At 62.9% G+C, this 15,292-nt stretch carries 15 protein-coding genes; 10 read left to right on the forward strand and 5 right to left on the reverse strand.

The window, feature by feature from the left end; all coding sequences use genetic code 11:
* Position 1 precedes the first annotated feature (1 nt).
* Entirely contained in the window at positions 2–559 is a 558-nt protein-coding gene (locus NKJ89_RS15275) for a sugar O-acetyltransferase (RefSeq protein ID WP_352603536.1), read from the reverse strand.
* A gap of 172 nt (positions 560–731) precedes the next feature.
* Between NKJ89_RS15275 and NKJ89_RS15280 the strand changes: the two genes are divergently transcribed.
* The 4 genes from NKJ89_RS15280 (at position 732) to NKJ89_RS15295 (ending at position 5,008) form a co-directional block, all read left to right on the forward strand.
* Positions 732–1,193 carry a DUF4126 domain-containing protein gene (locus NKJ89_RS15280; RefSeq protein WP_352603538.1) on the forward strand — a complete coding sequence of 154 codons (462 nt, stop codon included), beginning with the start codon at positions 732–734 and terminating at the stop codon, positions 1,191–1,193.
* The gene (locus tag NKJ89_RS15285) at positions 1,190–2,566 is read left to right on the forward strand and encodes an FAD-containing oxidoreductase (RefSeq protein WP_352603540.1); all 1,377 of its coding nucleotides are present in this window, start codon (positions 1,190–1,192) and stop codon (positions 2,564–2,566) included. The genes NKJ89_RS15280 and NKJ89_RS15285 overlap by 4 nt, the downstream gene beginning before the upstream one ends.
* Positions 2,567–2,788: 222 nt before the next feature.
* Positions 2,789–3,844, forward strand: a complete 1,056-nt coding sequence (locus NKJ89_RS15290) for a M14 family metallopeptidase (RefSeq protein WP_352603542.1) — start codon at positions 2,789–2,791, stop codon at positions 3,842–3,844.
* A gap of 231 nt (positions 3,845–4,075) precedes the next feature.
* A complete protein-coding gene (locus NKJ89_RS15295; protein ID WP_352603544.1) occupies positions 4,076–5,008 on the forward strand; it encodes an IS110 family RNA-guided transposase in 933 nt (310 codons plus the stop codon).
* 194 nt (positions 5,009–5,202) lie between these two features.
* On the opposite strand, the gene NKJ89_RS15300 is transcribed toward NKJ89_RS15295, so the two are convergent.
* Positions 5,203–5,973 (reverse strand): isocitrate lyase/PEP mutase family protein, encoded by a 771-nt coding sequence (locus NKJ89_RS15300; protein ID WP_352603546.1) that lies wholly within the window; start codon positions 5,971–5,973, stop codon positions 5,203–5,205.
* A gap of 320 nt (positions 5,974–6,293) precedes the next feature.
* On the opposite strand from NKJ89_RS15300, the gene NKJ89_RS15305 reads away from it, so the two are divergent.
* Together NKJ89_RS15305 and NKJ89_RS15310 are read left to right on the forward strand one after the other, a co-directional pair.
* Entirely contained in the window at positions 6,294–8,483 is a 2,190-nt protein-coding gene (locus tag NKJ89_RS15305; RefSeq protein WP_352603548.1) for an anthranilate synthase, read from the forward strand.
* Positions 8,484–8,488: 5 nt separating this feature from the next.
* On the forward strand, positions 8,489–9,436 hold the full coding sequence (locus NKJ89_RS15310; RefSeq protein ID WP_023760669.1) for a cation diffusion facilitator family transporter: 948 nt from the start codon (positions 8,489–8,491) through the stop codon (positions 9,434–9,436).
* A 6-nt stretch (positions 9,437–9,442) separates the two neighbouring features.
* Here the strand turns inward: NKJ89_RS15310 and NKJ89_RS15315 are convergent, their stop codons facing one another.
* From NKJ89_RS15315 to NKJ89_RS15325, 3 genes are all read right to left on the reverse strand, one after another.
* Positions 9,443–9,829, reverse strand: a complete 387-nt coding sequence (locus tag NKJ89_RS15315; protein WP_352603550.1) for a type II toxin-antitoxin system VapC family toxin — start codon at positions 9,827–9,829, stop codon at positions 9,443–9,445.
* Positions 9,826–10,071, reverse strand: a complete 246-nt coding sequence (locus NKJ89_RS15320) for an antitoxin (RefSeq protein ID WP_023760667.1) — start codon at positions 10,069–10,071, stop codon at positions 9,826–9,828. The genes NKJ89_RS15315 and NKJ89_RS15320 overlap by 4 nt, the downstream gene beginning before the upstream one ends.
* A 66-nt stretch (positions 10,072–10,137) precedes the next feature.
* Positions 10,138–11,241, reverse strand: coding sequence for a hypothetical protein (locus tag NKJ89_RS15325; protein ID WP_352603552.1), 1,104 nt, complete (start codon positions 11,239–11,241; stop codon positions 10,138–10,140).
* A 102-nt stretch (positions 11,242–11,343) separates the two neighbouring features.
* Here NKJ89_RS15325 and NKJ89_RS15330 point away from each other — a divergent pair, with 102 nt between their 5' ends.
* The 4 genes from NKJ89_RS15330 (at position 11,344) to NKJ89_RS15345 (ending at position 15,283) form a co-directional block, all read left to right on the forward strand.
* Complete coding sequence (locus NKJ89_RS15330; RefSeq protein ID WP_352603554.1) at positions 11,344–11,781, forward strand: DsrE family protein; 438 nt, start codon at positions 11,344–11,346, stop codon at positions 11,779–11,781.
* Positions 11,782–11,843: 62 nt separating this feature from the next.
* Positions 11,844–12,623: an SDR family NAD(P)-dependent oxidoreductase gene (locus NKJ89_RS15335; protein WP_352603556.1), complete on the forward strand. Its 780-nt coding sequence runs from the start codon at positions 11,844–11,846 to the stop codon at positions 12,621–12,623.
* A gap of 63 nt (positions 12,624–12,686) precedes the next feature.
* Positions 12,687–12,995 (forward strand): putative quinol monooxygenase, encoded by a 309-nt coding sequence (locus tag NKJ89_RS15340; protein WP_023760663.1) that lies wholly within the window; start codon positions 12,687–12,689, stop codon positions 12,993–12,995.
* A gap of 182 nt (positions 12,996–13,177) precedes the next feature.
* Positions 13,178–15,283 carry a TonB-dependent siderophore receptor gene (locus NKJ89_RS15345; protein WP_352603558.1) on the forward strand — a complete coding sequence of 702 codons (2,106 nt, stop codon included), beginning with the start codon at positions 13,178–13,180 and terminating at the stop codon, positions 15,281–15,283.
* Positions 15,284–15,292: the final 9 nt, after the last annotated feature.

A 15,292-nucleotide genomic window follows, 5' to 3' on the forward strand; every position in this document is an offset into this window, starting at 1 on the left:
ATCAGCTGCGCCTGACCGCCCGTGCCGGATTGCCGACCACGGTGGTATTGTCGGGCACGTCGCGCGTCACCACCGCACCGGCGCCGACGATGGCGCCCTCGCCGATGCTGACGCCGCCAAGAATGATGGCACCGCCACCGATCCAGGCATTGGCACCGATCTCGACCGGCCTGGCGATCTCCAGTCCCGCTTGCCGCCCACTGGCCTCTTTGTGATGCTCGGCGCAGTAGATTTGCACATGGGGGCCGAGTAGCGTTCCCCTGCCGATGCGTACGCTTGCCGTGTCGAGGATGGTGCAGCCGGCATTGAGAAAGACGCCGTCGCCGAGAAAGATGTTGAAGCCATAGGCGCAGTGGAACGGCGCCTCGATGCGGGCGCCCTCACCGGCCTTGCCGAGCAACGCCTTCAGGCTTGGCCCGAGATTGCCGCGCTGCCGCGGCGGCAGGCAATTGTGCTCGAACACCGCGTCGCGCGTTGTCGCCCGCAACGCCTCGAGTTCGTCGTCGAGGCACGTGTACCATTGGCCGGCCGCCATCTTTGCGCGCTCGCTTTCAGCCATGACGGTGTCTCCAGTTGACGTCTTTGCCAAAGCACAATTGCAATGGACAGGAAAGTGCCAATGCCTCTGCAACACCGGGCGCAAAAACCATTCCAATTTTCGAAGTCATGCGCTGGCCAAATGCCGGACCTATGCTAGCCTGCTCTTGCCGGAGAGATCGAGGGGATCAACAATGCTCTATATTCTCGCACTCCTGATCGGCGTCATTGCCGGTCTTCGCGCCATGACCGCGCCAGCCGCCGTCGCCTGGGGCGCCTGGCTCGGCTGGCTGCCGGTTGCCGGCACCTGGGCGAGCTTCATGAGCCAATGGGCGGCCGTCGGCATTTTCACCATCCTGGCCATCGTCGAGATGGTCACCGACCAATTGCCGTCGACGCCAAGCCGCAAGGTACCGCAGCAATTCGGCGCCCGCATCATCATGGGTGCCTTCACCGGCGCGGTCATCGGCGCGACAGGCGGCGCCACCATCGGCGGCCTGATCGCCGGCGCCATCGGCGCGGTCATCGGCACGCTGGGCGGCGCCGAGGCGCGCGGCCGGCTCGCCGCCGCCTTCGGCAAGGATCCGCCCGCCGCCTTCATCGAGGATGCGGTGGCGATCATCGGCGGCCTCCTGATCGTGGCGGCGGTGGCATGACGGCCAAGACGTTCGACGCTATCGTCATCGGCGCCGGACAGGCCGGGCCGCCATTGGCGGGCCAACTGACGGAAGCCGGCATGAGCGTGGCGCTGATCGAGCGCAAGCTGGTCGGCGGCACCTGCGTCAACACCGGCTGCATGCCGACCAAGACCATGGTCGCCAGTGCCTATGCCGCGCAGCTGGCGCGGCGTGCGGCCGACTATGGCGTCACGCTCGGCGGCCCCGTCGGCGTCGACTATGCCAGGATCAAGGCGCGCAAGGACAAGGTGACGATCGACGCCCGCAGCAATCTGGAGAGTTGGATAGGCGGAATGAAGGGCTGCACGCTCTACCGTGGCCATGCGCGTTTCGAATCCTCCAACACGGTGCGCGTCGGCAACGAGCTTCTGACCGCCGAAAAAATCTTCCTCAACACCGGCGGCCGCGCCTCGGTGCCGGATTTGCCCGGCATTCACGACATCGACTATCTGACCAATTCGTCGATGATGGATCTCGACGTGCTGCCGCGCCATCTCGTCGTCGTCGGCGGCAGCTATGTCTCGCTCGAATTCGCGCAGATGTTCCGCCGCTTCGGCAGCGAAGTCACCGTCATCGAGAAGAGCCCCCGCCTGACCGGCCGCGAGGACGAGGATGTCTCGGCCGCCATCCTGTCGATCCTCGAAAACGAAGACATTACAGTCCATGTCGGTGCCGACGACATCAGCTTCGCCAAGCAGGGCAAGGACATCGCGGTGACCTTCTCGGCCGGCAAACCGCCGGCGGTCGGATCGCATGTGCTGCTGGCTCTGGGTAGGACGCCCAACACCGACGACCTCGGCCTCGATAGAGCAGGCGTCGAGGTCGACCGGCGCGGCTTCGTCATTGTCGACGACCAGCTGCGCACCAGCGTGCCCGGTATCTGGGCGATGGGCGACTGCAACGGCAAGGGTGCCTTCACCCACACCTCCTACAACGACTACGAGATCGTCGCCGCCAACCTGCTCGACAACGATCCGCGCAAGGTCAGCGACCGCATCGAAGCTTATGCGCTCTACATCGACCCGCCGCTCGGCCGCTGCGGGATGAGCGAGGCCGCGGTGAAGAAATCCGGCCGCCGCGCACTGATCGGCCAGCGGCCGATGACCCGCGTCGGTCGCGCTGTTGAAAAGGGCGAGACGCAAGGCTTCATGAAGATCCTGGTCGATGCAGACACCAGGGAAATCCTCGGCTGCTCGGTGCTCGGCCCCGGCGGCGACGAGGCGGTGCATTGCGTGCTTGACCTGATGTACGCCAAGGCGCCCGTCGACACGCTCGCGCGCGCCGTGCACATCCATCCCAATGTCTCGGAATTGCTGCCGACCATTGCCCAGGAGTTGAAGCCGCTGGTTTGAGAGCGCCTGCGGCAACCCATAAGGCCCTTCTTTTTCTGAATTGCTGGATGTGGCCGCACGCGTCTTCACCGCCTTCGGCCATGGCGCAACACTTGCCCTGCTGGCGGTCACCGTCGCTGAGGCTCCGCAGAGTTACCTCTTGCGCCCATAGCGCGGCCGGCTGGACCAATCGACATCGGCACCCTCAAAAAGGCATGTCTCATGCTCTTGATGGAGGAAGTCATGCAAAAATCGATCGAACGCATCGCTGGCGAGAGCGAGGGCGTTTCCTACGAATTCCCGCTGTTCCGCTTTGCGGGCGCGGACAAGGCTGCCCCTTCGGCCTATCTGCAGGCAGCTCTCCATGCCGGTGAATTGCCGGGCGTCGTCGCCATCGACGCGCTGATGCCGACGCTCAACAAGGCGGAGGCCGAGGGTCGCATCAAGGGCAACCTCACCATCGTGCCCTGGGCCAACCCGATCGGCCGGGCGCAGTATCATTTCGGCGAGCATCAAGGCCGCTTCCATCTGGGCACGCGCACCAATTTCAACCGCGGCTTTCCGCTGCTCGCCGCGCCAGACATAGCCCTCTTGCACGACACCGCACTTGGCACGGCCGACCAGCGGCTGAAGACCCGGCTGGTGCAACTGTCGCTTGGCCATGACATCGTGCTCGACCTGCACTGCGACGACGAAGGCCTCGCCTATCTCTACGTCCACACCAGCCTGTGGCCGGCAATGGCCGATTGTGCGGCCGCCATGGGCGTCGATGCGGTCGTGCTGTGGAGCGAGGACACCGATGGCACCTTCGAAGGCGCCTCGATCATGCCCTACCAAAACGTTCCCGATGATGTGGCCAAGCTCGACCGCCGCGTCGCCACCACGGTCGAATATCGCGGCATCCTCGATGTCGACGGCTCCTTGGCCGCCTCCGACGCCGAAGGGCTATACCGGCTGCTGGTGGCGCGCGGCGTGATCGCCGATGCCACGCTGCCCGCGCCTGGCTCGTTCAAAGGGGTCGTCGCGCCGCTGGAGAACATCGACATGATGCCGGCGCCCCGAGCCGGTGCCGTGCTCTATGACGTGAAGCCCGGCGACCGTGTCGCCAAAGGCGCGCGCCTCGCCACCATCGTCCATGCACCAGGCGAAGCCGATGGCCGCACGGAGGTCTTCGCACCGCAAGACGGCGTCATCCTGACCCGCCGCTCGCGCCGCATCATCCGCGCCGGCGAAGATCTTCTGAAACTGGTCGGCGACAGGAAGAGCGCCGATGCCCGATCAGGGACGCTGGAGGACTGAGAAAACTTCGTCATTCTAGGGCGGAGCAAGGAGCGAAGCGACGCGGCGCAGACCCTAGAATCCTGTGTGTTGTTGCCATGCTATGGTTGAGGTGGGAAGGAGACCGAGAGGATCCTGGTCGTCCTTTCGAGGACAGGCCGTGGCATGGCTCGATCCCTTCCCACCGGTGACCATCAACCTGAACAGTTGCACGGGGCTGTTAGCTGCAGACCCCGCACCACAGGAAGAGGCATGGACATGATAATGCAGAACTATGTCGGCTGCGATATCTCAAAGCAGTGGCTCGATTTTTTTGATGAGACAAGCGGGCATTGCCAGCGCATCGACAACCAAGCCGATGTGATCGCTGCCTATGTGGCAGGTCTTCACCCCGGCCGAGATTTTGTGGTCATGGAGGCGACGGGCGTTCATGACCGGCTGCTGCGCCATGCGCTGGCCAAGGCAGGCGTCGCCTTCTCGCGGCACAATCCGGCACACACTCACCACTATGCGAAGTCGACGAGACGGCGCGCCAAGACCGATCGTCTCGACGCCAGGATGCTGAGCGGCTACGGCCGTCGCTATCACCCCGAAGCCGAGCCGGCACCGCGCGAAGAAGGTGAACACCTTCAATCGCTTGCCCGCCACCGTGACCAACTGGTCGATATCAGGGCAAAGTTGAAGAAGCTTCGCACCGAGGCCTTCGACGAGATCGTCATCGCCGAACTCGAAGAGCTGATCGCCAACTTCAACACACGCATCAAGGGGATCGAGGGGCAGATCGCCGAGGCCATTCGTCAAGCCGAGGATACTGCCCGCGACAACGCGCTGATGATCTCCGTACCCGGCGTCTCCAAGGTCACCGCATTCTCTCTGCTGGCGCACCTGCCCGAGCTCGGCCTGCGTTCACCCAAGTCAATCGCGGCACTCGCCGGCCTTGCCCCTTTCGACAACAAGAGCGGCAAGCTCAATCGCAGGAGCCAGATCCAGGGTGGCCGATCGCGCGTGCGTCGTGCCCTTTACATGGCAGCGCTGGGCGCCATCCGAGCCTGTGAGCGCTTCCGAGCTTTCTACAGCGCCATCGCAGCCCGATCAGGGTCAAAGAAGCTGGCCATCATTGCCGTCGCAAGGAAGCTCCTCGTCGTCCTCAACGCTATCATCCGAGACAAAAAAGCATTCGCATGAACACAGTTGCCATGCCGTTACATCTAAGCCCGCATCGATTGAGAATTCTGCTCCGTGGTACCCAACGGCGAAGGTCGCGGCATGGATCCCTTGGGCTGCGGAGCAGCTCCAGGGGTCTGCGCGTCCGCTTCGCCCGTGGATGACAGAGGCGCGGGCTTCCGCCCTTGCCCAACTGGCTACCCTATGCAGGACTATTAGCCAGAAATGGCCTGCCGCGCCTTCGCCTCCAGCCATTCTGCCATCTGCCGGTAGGGCACCGGCCCGTGACTGATGCGGGCGACGCCGAGTTCGGCCAGCCGCTGACGCTGCGGCACATGCGCCAGCGCGATGATGTTGACCGGCAACGCGATTGCCTTGCAGAGTGCCTCGATGAGGCCCTCATCGCCAAGACCCGGCGCGAAAAAGCCGCTCGCTCCGGCCTTTTCATAGGCCCGCGCCCGTTCGATCGCCTGATCGAGCAGCGCCTTGTCGTGCGCATCCGGCTTGGCCTTGAGGAAGATGTCGGTTCGGGCGTTGAGGAAGGCCGGGATGCCGGAGGCCTTGACGGCAGCCGCCGCGGCTTCGATGCGTTTCACCTGCACGGCCATATCATGCAGGCCAGTGCCGCCGACAATCTGATCCTCGAAATTGAAACCGACGGCACCGGCCTGCAAGGCAAGCGTCACGGTGCGGGCGACGATGTCCGGGTCGACGCCATAACCGCCTTCAAGGTCCATGGTCACCGGCAAGTCGACCGACCCGACGATGCGCCTGATGTTGTCGAGTGCCAGCTCCAGCGGGATCTTCTCGCCATCGGCGTATCCGAACGCGGCCGCCACCGGCCAGCTTCCGGTGGCGATCGCCTTGGCGCCTGCTTTCTCGACGATCTTGGCCGAGCCCGGATCCCATGCATTGTAGAGGACGATTGGGTTTCCCTTGAGGTGGAGGGAATGGAACGTGCGCGCGCGCTCGATTTGCTTGGTCATCGGTGTTTCCCATGTTCCTGCTGTTGGATGAACAATCTAGGCCGCGCTGTCGGCTCTGGCGATGTGCCATGAGATGCAGAAGCTGCGGCCACCGGACAGGCTTTTCAAACCTGTTGCGTAACCTCCCTTTCGCAGCTATGGATTTCGCCATGAACATGCGTTCGACCAAGACCATTTGGTGGTGGGCCTGCTGACTGCGGCCTGTTCGAACACGTGCGCGTGAAAAGAGAGGGTGGCCGCAACGGAAAGTCCGGGCGGCCATTTGTTTTTTCCAAGCCATTCCCGGGTCCGTTGCCCCAAATAAGCTGATGGAGACGGCAATGACGATGAAGGTTCTGGATAACGGGGCGGAAAGTTTCGTGACCGCGGGTGGCGTGACCATCACCCGCGAGCGCCACGACCGGCCCTATGCGGGCGCGATCGACGCTTACGTCGACGGCCTGAATTCGCGCCGCGGCGCCGTGTTTTCCTCGAACTACGAATATCCCGGTCGCTACACGCGCTGGGACACCGCCATCATCGATCCGCCGCTGGTCATCTCGGCACGCGGCCGCGCCATGCGCATTGAGGCGCTGAACCGCCGTGGCGAAGCGCTGTTACCGGTCATCGGCAACGCGCTGGGTGGGCTCGCCGACGTCACCATCACCGAGACATCGAAAAAGCTCATCCGCCTCGACGTCGCCAAGCCCGGCCGCGTCTTCACCGAGGAGGAGCGCAGCCGCGTTCCTTCGGTGTTCACCGTCCTGCGCGCCATCACTGCCTTGTTCAAGACCGAGGAAGACGCCAATCTCGGTCTCTACGGTGCTTTCGGCTACGACCTCGCCTTCCAGTTCGACCCGGTCGACTACAAGCTCGAGCGCAAGCAAAATCAACGCGACCTGGTGCTGTTCCTGCCCGATGAGATCCTGGTCGTCGACCATTATTCGGCTAAGGCCTGGACCGACCGCTACGACTATGCCGGCGACGGGTTTTCGACGGAAGGATTGCCGCGCGACGAAATCGCCGAGCCGTTCAAGAGCCCCGACCGCATCCCGCCGCGCGGCGACCATGAGCCCGGCGAATACGCCAATCTGGTGCGCAAGGCGATGGACAGTTTCAAGCGCGGCGACCTGTTCGAGGTCGTCCCCGGACAGATGTTCTACGAGCGCTGCGAGACGCAGCCATCCGAGATTTCGCGCAAACTGAAGTCGATCAACCCCTCGCCCTATTCCTTCTTCATCAATCTGGGCGAAGGCGAATATCTGATCGGCGCCTCGCCCGAAATGTTCGTGCGCGTCAACGGCCGCCGTGTCGAGACCTGCCCGATCTCGGGCACCATCAAGCGCGGCGACGATGCCATCTCCGACTCCGAGCAGATCCTGAAACTGCTGAACTCCAAGAAGGACGAATCCGAACTGACCATGTGCTCGGACGTCGACCGCAACGACAAGTCGCGGGTCTGCGAGCCGGGTTCGGTGCGCGTTATCGGCCGCCGCCAGATCGAGATGTATTCGCGCCTGATCCACACCGTCGATCACATCGAAGGTCGGCTGCGCGAAGGCATGGATGCCTTCGACGCGTTTCTGTCGCATGCCTGGGCGGTCACCGTCACCGGCGCGCCGAAACTGTGGGCCATGCGCTTCATCGAACAGAACGAAAAGAGCCCGCGCGCCTGGTATGGTGGCGCGATCGGCATGGTCAATTTCAACGGCGACATGAACACCGGCCTCACGCTTCGCACCATCCGCATCAAGGACGGCATTGCCGAAGTGCGCGCCGGCGCCACATTACTCTTCGACAGCGTTCCCGAGGAAGAAGAGGCCGAAACCGAACTGAAGGCATCCGCCATGCTCTCCGCCATTCGCGACGCCAAGACAGGCAATTCCGCCAGCACCGAGCGCACGACCGCGCGCGTTGGCGACGGCGTCAACATCCTGCTTGTCGACCACGAGGACTCGTTCGTCCACACGCTGGCCAATTATTTCCGCCAGACCGGAGCCAATGTCTCGACCGTGCGCACGCCGGTGCCGGAGGAAGTGTTCGACCGGCTGAAGCCCGACCTCGTCGTGCTGTCGCCAGGACCGGGCACGCCGAAGGACTTCGATTGCGCCGCAACCATCAGACGAGCCCGCACCCGCGACCTGCCGATCTTCGGCGTCTGCCTCGGCCTGCAAGCCCTGGCCGAGGCCTATGGCGGCGAACTGCGGCAACTGCACATACCGATGCACGGCAAGCCGTCGCGCATCCGCGTCTCCAAGCCCGGCATCATCTTCTCCGGCCTGCCCAAGGAAGTCACCGTCGGCCGCTATCACTCGATCTTTGCCGACCCGGTGCGGCTGCCCGACGATTTCATCGTCACGGCGGAAACCGAAGATGGCGTCATCATGGCCTTCGAACACCGCAAGGAACCGATCGCGGCGGTGCAGTTCCACCCGGAATCGATCATGACGCTCGGCCACAATGCCGGGATGCGCATCATCGAGAACATAGTCGCCCACCTGCCGCGCAAGGCCAAGGAAAAGGCCGCCTGACAATCATGGCCGAAACCGAGGACACAATGGCGATCGCGGCCAAGGCGGCCGCGAAGCGCAAGGTCGCCAACCTTGCGTTCTGGTCGATCATCATTGCGGCAATCGTGCTCGGCTTGAAGCTCGTCGCCTGGTACGTCACCGGCTCGGTCGCGCTCTATTCGGACGCGCTGGAATCGATCGTCAACGTCATTGCGTCGATCGCCGCTTTCTGGGCGATCCAGGTCAGCTACAGGCCGGCCGACCAGGACCATCCCTTCGGCCACCACAAGGCGGAGTATTTCTCGGCGGTGCTGGAAGGCGTGCTGATCGTTCTCGCCGCACTTTTGATCCTCAACGAGGTCTGGCGCTCCTGGCAGACCCCGGCACCGCTCGAACAGCCCTGGGAAGGTCTTTCCGTCAACGGCGTCGCTACCGTTATCAATGCCTTCTGGGCGTGGACGCTGATCCGCGCCGGCAGGGCGGAGAAGTCACCGGCGCTGGTCGCCGACGGCAACCATATCATGACCGACGTGGTCACCTCGATCGGTGTCTTCGGCGGCCTGGTCGGTGCGGTCCTGACCGGCTGGCAGATTCTCGATCCAGCACTTGCCGTCCTCGTGGCGCTGAACATCCTGTGGCAGGGCTGGCATGTCATTGGCTCGTCGATGAACGGCCTGATGGATCGCGCCGTAGACACGCAAGAGCACATGCGCATCCGCGACGTCATCTCGGCCAATTGCAAGGGTGCGATCGAGGTGCATGACCTCAAGACCCGCATCGCCGGCCGCGCCACCTTCATCGAATTCCATCTGGTCGTCGATGCCGACATGTCGGTCGGCGCCAGCCATGTCATCTGCGACCGCATCGAGGACGCCCTGAAGGCCGAAATCCCCTCCGTGCGGGTCACCATCCACGTCGAGCCCGACGACGAAGCCAAGCTGCCCAAGGGCACGACGGCGGTGCCGTTCGCGTGAGGCGGTTCACCAGGTCTCGATTGAGAGATCTTTGATACGCTCGAATTCCCGGACATTGCGGGTCATCAGTGTGAGGTTTCGAGCGCGCGCCTGCCCGCCGATCAACGCATCGTAGGGACCGATCGGAGTTCCCAACGTCGCAAGCGTTGCCCGAATCTCGCCGGCATGTCTCGCGTCTTCCCGGTCAAATTCGAGGACGGGGAACTGCAGAGCTTCTATGCGTGCCAAATTTTCGGGCCTTCGCTGGCTCTTTTCAGCACCATAGTACAATTCGTGCACCACTATCGCCGAGAGGGCAAAGTCCTGCGGCGTGCGCTGTTTGAGTAATGTCAGCAGACCCTCATCGCCCTTGATAACCGCGATAATGGCATTGGTGTCGAGCAGGTAGATCACTTGAAGACGTCATCCAAGGCGGGTCGATCCTGGCCGTCCTGACGTTCCAGCGCTGCCTCGGCGAAATCATTATCAAGCGGTCCGATCACTTGGTCGAGCCACGCCCAATCCTGCGCAAGCGGTTCCAGGATGACGGTTTGCCCGTGACGGCGAATCGAAACCTCATCTGTTTCGAAACGGAACTCCTTGGGCAGACGCACAGCTTGTGACCGGCCCGACCAGAACACTTTTGCCTTGTCCATCATGCTATCCTCGAATGAGATATAGCAAAGATATATCCCTTCATGACGACGTAGACAAGTCCGAACTCAAGGCGCGCAGGCCGATTGCGGCATCGGCTGCAGCCTATAGACCTTGTCGTCCGACTTGGTCTTGCCGTCGGCGGCCTTCGAGCACAGATCGACGATCGCGAGTGCGCTGTTGGGATTGGCCAGCATCATGGTGCCGTCGGCGCCGCGCTTGAGGAAAATCTCCTTCTGCGCGATGTCGCAGGAGAAGTCGCTCATCTTCGAACTTGCCGCACAGCGCCACTGGTCGGCCTCGCCCTGGCAGGAATAGGTCTGCGTCACCTCCGCCGATTTCTGCCGCGTGGTGACGGTAACGGCAATGTCGGCACCGTCTGGCCAGTTGGCGGCGTCACTGCCCGAGGCGAAGGACGCCAGTTCTACCGGGCCGCGGAAAACCCGGATCGACTGCGTCAGTTGATCGGGATGCGAGCCGAGATGCGCTGCATCGTAGTCGCGCCCATAGCAGAACGCCTGGTCCGGCTTCAGCCGTTCGCGCAGAGGCGGCCCAAGCGCGGGGTCGACTGGATCGATGCGTGCGAACTCCGCCTTGCAGGTCGCGGCCGGCATTGGGTCGAGGCGGAAATTGTCGTCCTCAGAACCCAGCGCCTGCCTGTCATATTCCGCTGCGCCCAACTCCTCTTCCGAATCGGCATCGAGATAGATGTCGGGCTGCAGATCCGAGAGGAGCAGCCGGCCCTTGTCGTCGACCTTCAGCGATGCAAGCGTCCGGTCGCACTCCATACCGCAATGGATGGGGTCTGTCTTGCCGTCCTCCGACACATGATTGCACCAGCCGCCGGCCCATTCCGGCGCCTTGGCGCCGCGCACGGTGGTGGCGATGAAGGCATTGTAGGATGTGTCGGAATTCACGGTCGGCTCTTCATTCGGCCGGCTGACCGGATCATGGCCGTAGTAGAAGAAGATCCGCGCCACCTTCTGCTTCGGGTGCGCCTTTAGATGCGCCGTATCATAGACGCGGCCGAAACAGGCATCAGTGTGGTTGGGACTGAGTTCGGTGAGCTTGAGCGCATCGTCAGCGGAGGCCGATCCGGCAAGCACGCCAAGCAGCGCCGCGCCAAACCCGGCGCCGGCGACTGTCTTCCATTCTCCTGTCCTGAACGCCATGTGATCTCTCCTCCGCATCGACAGGACGCAACGTCAATTTATGCTAGTATTGCGGCTGGAGTCGCGCAATTCGCGGTGAGCCGCCAAGCGGGGGAGGATGCCATGCGCCGGCGCGATATGTTCCGCGCGATTCTTGCCGGAACTGGAACGGTTCTTGGTCTGCGGGCGGTGCAGGCAGCCACCACCGAGCCCACAAGGCAGAAGGTCGCCTACCACTTGAGCGACACCGACAAGGTCAATTTCGTGCTCGGCAACATCAAGAACCACTATGATGGCACCGGCGGCAATGTCGACATCGTGCTGGTCGTGCATGGCCCTGCCTTGGCAGCCTTCAAGTCGAAAGGCATATCGGCCGCGATCTCCGGGCGCTTCGCCGGCCTGGTGCAACAGGGGCTGGAACCCCATGCCTGCGCCAACACCATGCAAGGCATGGATATTTCGCTCGCCGACCTGCTCGCCGGGTTCCATGCCGCCGACAAGGGTGGCGTCGTCAAACTCGCCGAATTGCAAGGCCAGGGTTACGCCTATCTGCGCCCGTGAGGCTTGAACACCGGGGTGGCAAGGGCCTACGAAGGGCAGGCAGACATCCCGGAGGAAGAACCGTGCCAGCCACCACACTCAGCATACCCGATCTCGCCGGCAAGGCGGTGCTGGTCACCGGTGCGTCGACCGGCATCGGCGCGGCGCTCGCGCTGGCTTATGCAGCGCAGAAATGCAAGGTGGCGCTGCACTACAATTCGAGCCGCGACGCCGCCGAAAGGCTCGGGTTGACGATCGCCGACAAGGGCGGCGAGGTGTTTCTCGTCCAGGGCGATTTCTCCGTTGCCGCCGATGTCGAACACGTCGTCGAGGAGAGCGCGCAGTATTTCGGCCGCCTCGACGGGCTGGTCAACAATGCCGGCGGCATGCTTGGCCGCGTGCCCTACGCAGAGCAGACCGAAGCGCATTACGACGCGGTGATGGACCTCAATGCGCGTTCGGTATTGACCGCCTCGCGCAGGGCGATCCCGTGGCTGAAGAAACAGGGCGGCTTCATCGTCAACACCTCGTCGATCGCCGCGCGCAATGGAGCGGGCGGCGGCGCCGGACTTTACGGCTCGGCCAAGGCATTCGTCTCCAATGTGACGCGCGGCATGGCCAAGGAGCTGATCGGCTTCGGCATCCGCGTCAACGCGGTGGCGCCCGGCACCATTCTGACGCCGTTCCACGAGCGCTATTCGACCGACGACCAGATGAAAGGCATGATCGCCACCATTCCGCAGGGGCGTGCCGGCACGGCTGAGGATTGCGTCGGCGCCTATCTGTTCCTCTCTTCCGATCTTTTGAGCGGCTACATCACCGGCCAGGTGATCGAGGTGAATGGCGGCCAGTTGATGCCTTGAGCGGCTATCGGCATACTGGCTATCTGCATGTTCTTGTCGACAACCTCAAACGGAGACAACGGAATGTACGGACTGATCGGCAAGATGCGGGCGGCGCGCGGCCAGCGTGACGCGGTCATCGACCTCCTGCGCGCCAGCACCGGCGCCCTGCCGGGTTGCCTCAACTACATCATCGCCCGCGACCCCGCGGATGCCGATGCTATCTGGGTCACCGAAGTGTGGATCGACGCCGAAAGTCACAAGGCATCGCTGCAGCTTCCGGAAGTCCAGGCGACGATCGCCAAGGCCCGGCCGTTCATCGCCGGCTTTGAATTCCAGGTCGAAACCCATCCTGTCGGCGGCTTCGGGCTGGCCGACGCCAAGACCGGCTGACCAGGACAGACGGTAAAGCCGCCGCCCCAGAAACTCAAAACCGATCGGTCGCATCCGTCAGCGGTGCCGCCCTGCAACAGCCCATGTCAGCCTGGGCCGCTGCGGAGAAAAATACTTGACTCCTATACTCATATTTGAGAACGCGGGGACGCAATCAAGCATGAGACGGTGGAGACGAGTTGATGCGAACAAGGCTGACGACATGGCGCCTGTGGATCTCATTGCTGGGCAGCGCGGCAATGCTCGGCCAGTCCGGCGCTGCACATGCGCAGGACAGCGAAACGTCCACCATGCTCGGCAACATCGAGGTCACCGCGCAGAGTAATGAAATCCTGAAGCAGGATGGCTATGTCGCTAAGAAGGACCGCATCGGCACCAAGACCGACACACCGCTCGCCAGGATTCCGCAGGCCATTTCGGTGGTGACGCAGAAGCAGATCGAGGACCAGAAGCCGCGCACGCTGAACGAAACGCTCGGCTACACCGCCAGCGCCAATCCCAACAGCTTCGGTTTCGACACCCGCTACGACGCGTTTTTCCTGCGCGGCTTCCAGGCCTTCTACAACGGTATGTTCCGCGATGGGCTGCGCCAGTACAACGGCCCCTCGGCCTGGTTCAAGACCGAGCCCTACGGCATCGAGGGCGTCACCATCCTGAAAGGCCCGGCATCGTCGCTCTACGGCGTCAGCGGTCCCGGCGGCATCGTCAACGTCGTCACCAAGCGCCCCAAGGATGAGCCCTATCGAGAGATCGAACTGCTCGCCGGCGAGCACAACCGGTTTCAGGCAGCCCTTGACGCCTCCGGGCCCGTGAACGAAGACGGCACAATCCTCTATCGCTTCACCAGCCTCGGCCGCAAAAGCGATACCGAATTGTCGGGCTATCCCGACGACAAGATCTATCTGGCGCCGGCCGTCACTTTCAAGCCGGACGAGGACACCAAGCTCACCATTCTTGGCGAATATTCGAAATCGGTCGCCGGTGGCACGGCCGCCTTCTACAATTCAGGCTATGGCGTGCTGTCCGACGTCTATGAGGGCGATCCGGCCTGGAACGATTTCGACCAGACCCAGGGCCGCATCGGCTACGAGTTCGAGCACCGTTTCAGCGATGTGCTGACGGTGCGCCAGAACCTGCGCTACAACGCCGTCGACAGCGACATCGAGTACAGCGGCCACTATCCGGACGGCGCCGACCTGAAGCGCTACTGGGGCCACTACACCGAGACCATGAAGAACTTCGTCGTCGACAACATGGCGCAGTTCGAGTTCGACACCGGCGCGGTCAGGCACACCGCCGTCGGCGGCGTCGACTATGCCTGGTCGGACTACGATGCCGGCAGCGGTCTGTCCTATGTCTCGGTCGACGATATCAAGGCGATGCCGGTTCCCCACTCCGGCGGACAGCAGATGAACCAGCTCGGCGTCTATCTGCACGACCAGATGGAGTGGAATGACTTCACCCTGTTCACCAGCGGCCGCTACGACTGGGTAGACACGACCTCCACAGCGGCCGACTACAGCACGTCGAAGCAGAAGGACAGCGCCTTTTCCGGCCGTCTCGGCCTGTCCTACCAGACCGAATGGGGCATCACGCCCTATGTCAATTATTCGACCTCGTTCTCGCCCAACATCGGCTTCGTCTATGACGACGTTACCAGCCCTGTCGGCCGCGTCGCCCGCCCGACGATTGCCACGCAGAAGGAGATCGGCGTCAAATACGATATCCCGAACTACAATGCGACCGTCAGCGCCGCGCTGTTCGACATCGACCAGAAGGACGGCGTCGTCTTCGACGCCTCGACCGGCATCAACAAGCAGCGCCAGCTCGACCTGAACTCGCGTGGCGTTGAACTGGAAGCCAATGCCTCGCTCGACAACGGCTTCAGCTTCATCGCTTCCTATACGTATCTTCGCGTCAGGATCGAGCAGGGCGCCGAAGGAACCGATGGCAAGGAGCTATCAGCGACGCCGAACCACATCCTGTCGCTGTGGGGCCACTATCAGTTCGAGAATGGCACGCTGGAAGGGCTGGGGCTGGGCACGGGCGTGCGCGTCGCCGGCTCGAGCTATGGCGACGACACCAACACGTTCAAGAACAGCGCCCGCGCCTTCGTCGACGCCTCGCTCTCCTATGATTTCGGCTATCGCAATCCGAAGTTGGAAGGCGTCAAGCTGCAGGTCAACGCCAAGAACCTGTTCGACAGCCAGAAGACCATCTGCTCGGCCGGCTATTGCTACCGCGACGAAGGCCGCTCACTGTTCGCCAGCCTGCGCTACCGCTTCTGACGAGAGCCT

Origin of the sequence: Mesorhizobium sp. M0047 (genome assembly GCF_040323315.1) — a bacterium.
GTDB lineage: Bacteria > Pseudomonadota > Alphaproteobacteria > Rhizobiales > Rhizobiaceae > Mesorhizobium.

Bases quoted from the DNA above. Each gene is read 5' to 3' on its own strand.
- NKJ89_RS15320 (WP_023760667.1), bottom strand. From the start codon at position 10,071: ATGGACAAGGCAAAAGTGTTCTGGTCGGGCCGGTCACAAGCTGTGCGT.
- NKJ89_RS15310 (WP_023760669.1), top strand. From the start codon at position 8,489: ATGGCCGAAACCGAGGACACAATGGCGATCGCGGCCAAGGCGGCCGCG.
- NKJ89_RS15330 (WP_352603554.1), top strand. From the start codon at position 11,344: ATGCGCCGGCGCGATATGTTCCGCGCGATTCTTGCCGGAACTGGAACG.
- NKJ89_RS15340 (WP_023760663.1), top strand. From the start codon at position 12,687: ATGTACGGACTGATCGGCAAGATGCGGGCGGCGCGCGGCCAGCGTGAC.
- NKJ89_RS15280 (WP_352603538.1), top strand. From the start codon at position 732: ATGCTCTATATTCTCGCACTCCTGATCGGCGTCATTGCCGGTCTTCGC.
- NKJ89_RS15290 (WP_352603542.1), top strand. From the start codon at position 2,789: ATGCAAAAATCGATCGAACGCATCGCTGGCGAGAGCGAGGGCGTTTCC.
- NKJ89_RS15305 (WP_352603548.1), top strand. From the start codon at position 6,294: ATGACGATGAAGGTTCTGGATAACGGGGCGGAAAGTTTCGTGACCGCG.
- NKJ89_RS15285 (WP_352603540.1), top strand. From the start codon at position 1,190: ATGACGGCCAAGACGTTCGACGCTATCGTCATCGGCGCCGGACAGGCC.
- NKJ89_RS15300 (WP_352603546.1), bottom strand. From the start codon at position 5,973: ATGACCAAGCAAATCGAGCGCGCGCGCACGTTCCATTCCCTCCACCTC.
- NKJ89_RS15275 (WP_352603536.1), bottom strand. From the start codon at position 559: ATGGCTGAAAGCGAGCGCGCAAAGATGGCGGCCGGCCAATGGTACACG.
- NKJ89_RS15325 (WP_352603552.1), bottom strand. From the start codon at position 11,241: ATGGCGTTCAGGACAGGAGAATGGAAGACAGTCGCCGGCGCCGGGTTT.
- NKJ89_RS15345 (WP_352603558.1), top strand. From the start codon at position 13,178: ATGCGAACAAGGCTGACGACATGGCGCCTGTGGATCTCATTGCTGGGC.
- NKJ89_RS15295 (WP_352603544.1), top strand. From the start codon at position 4,076: ATGGACATGATAATGCAGAACTATGTCGGCTGCGATATCTCAAAGCAG.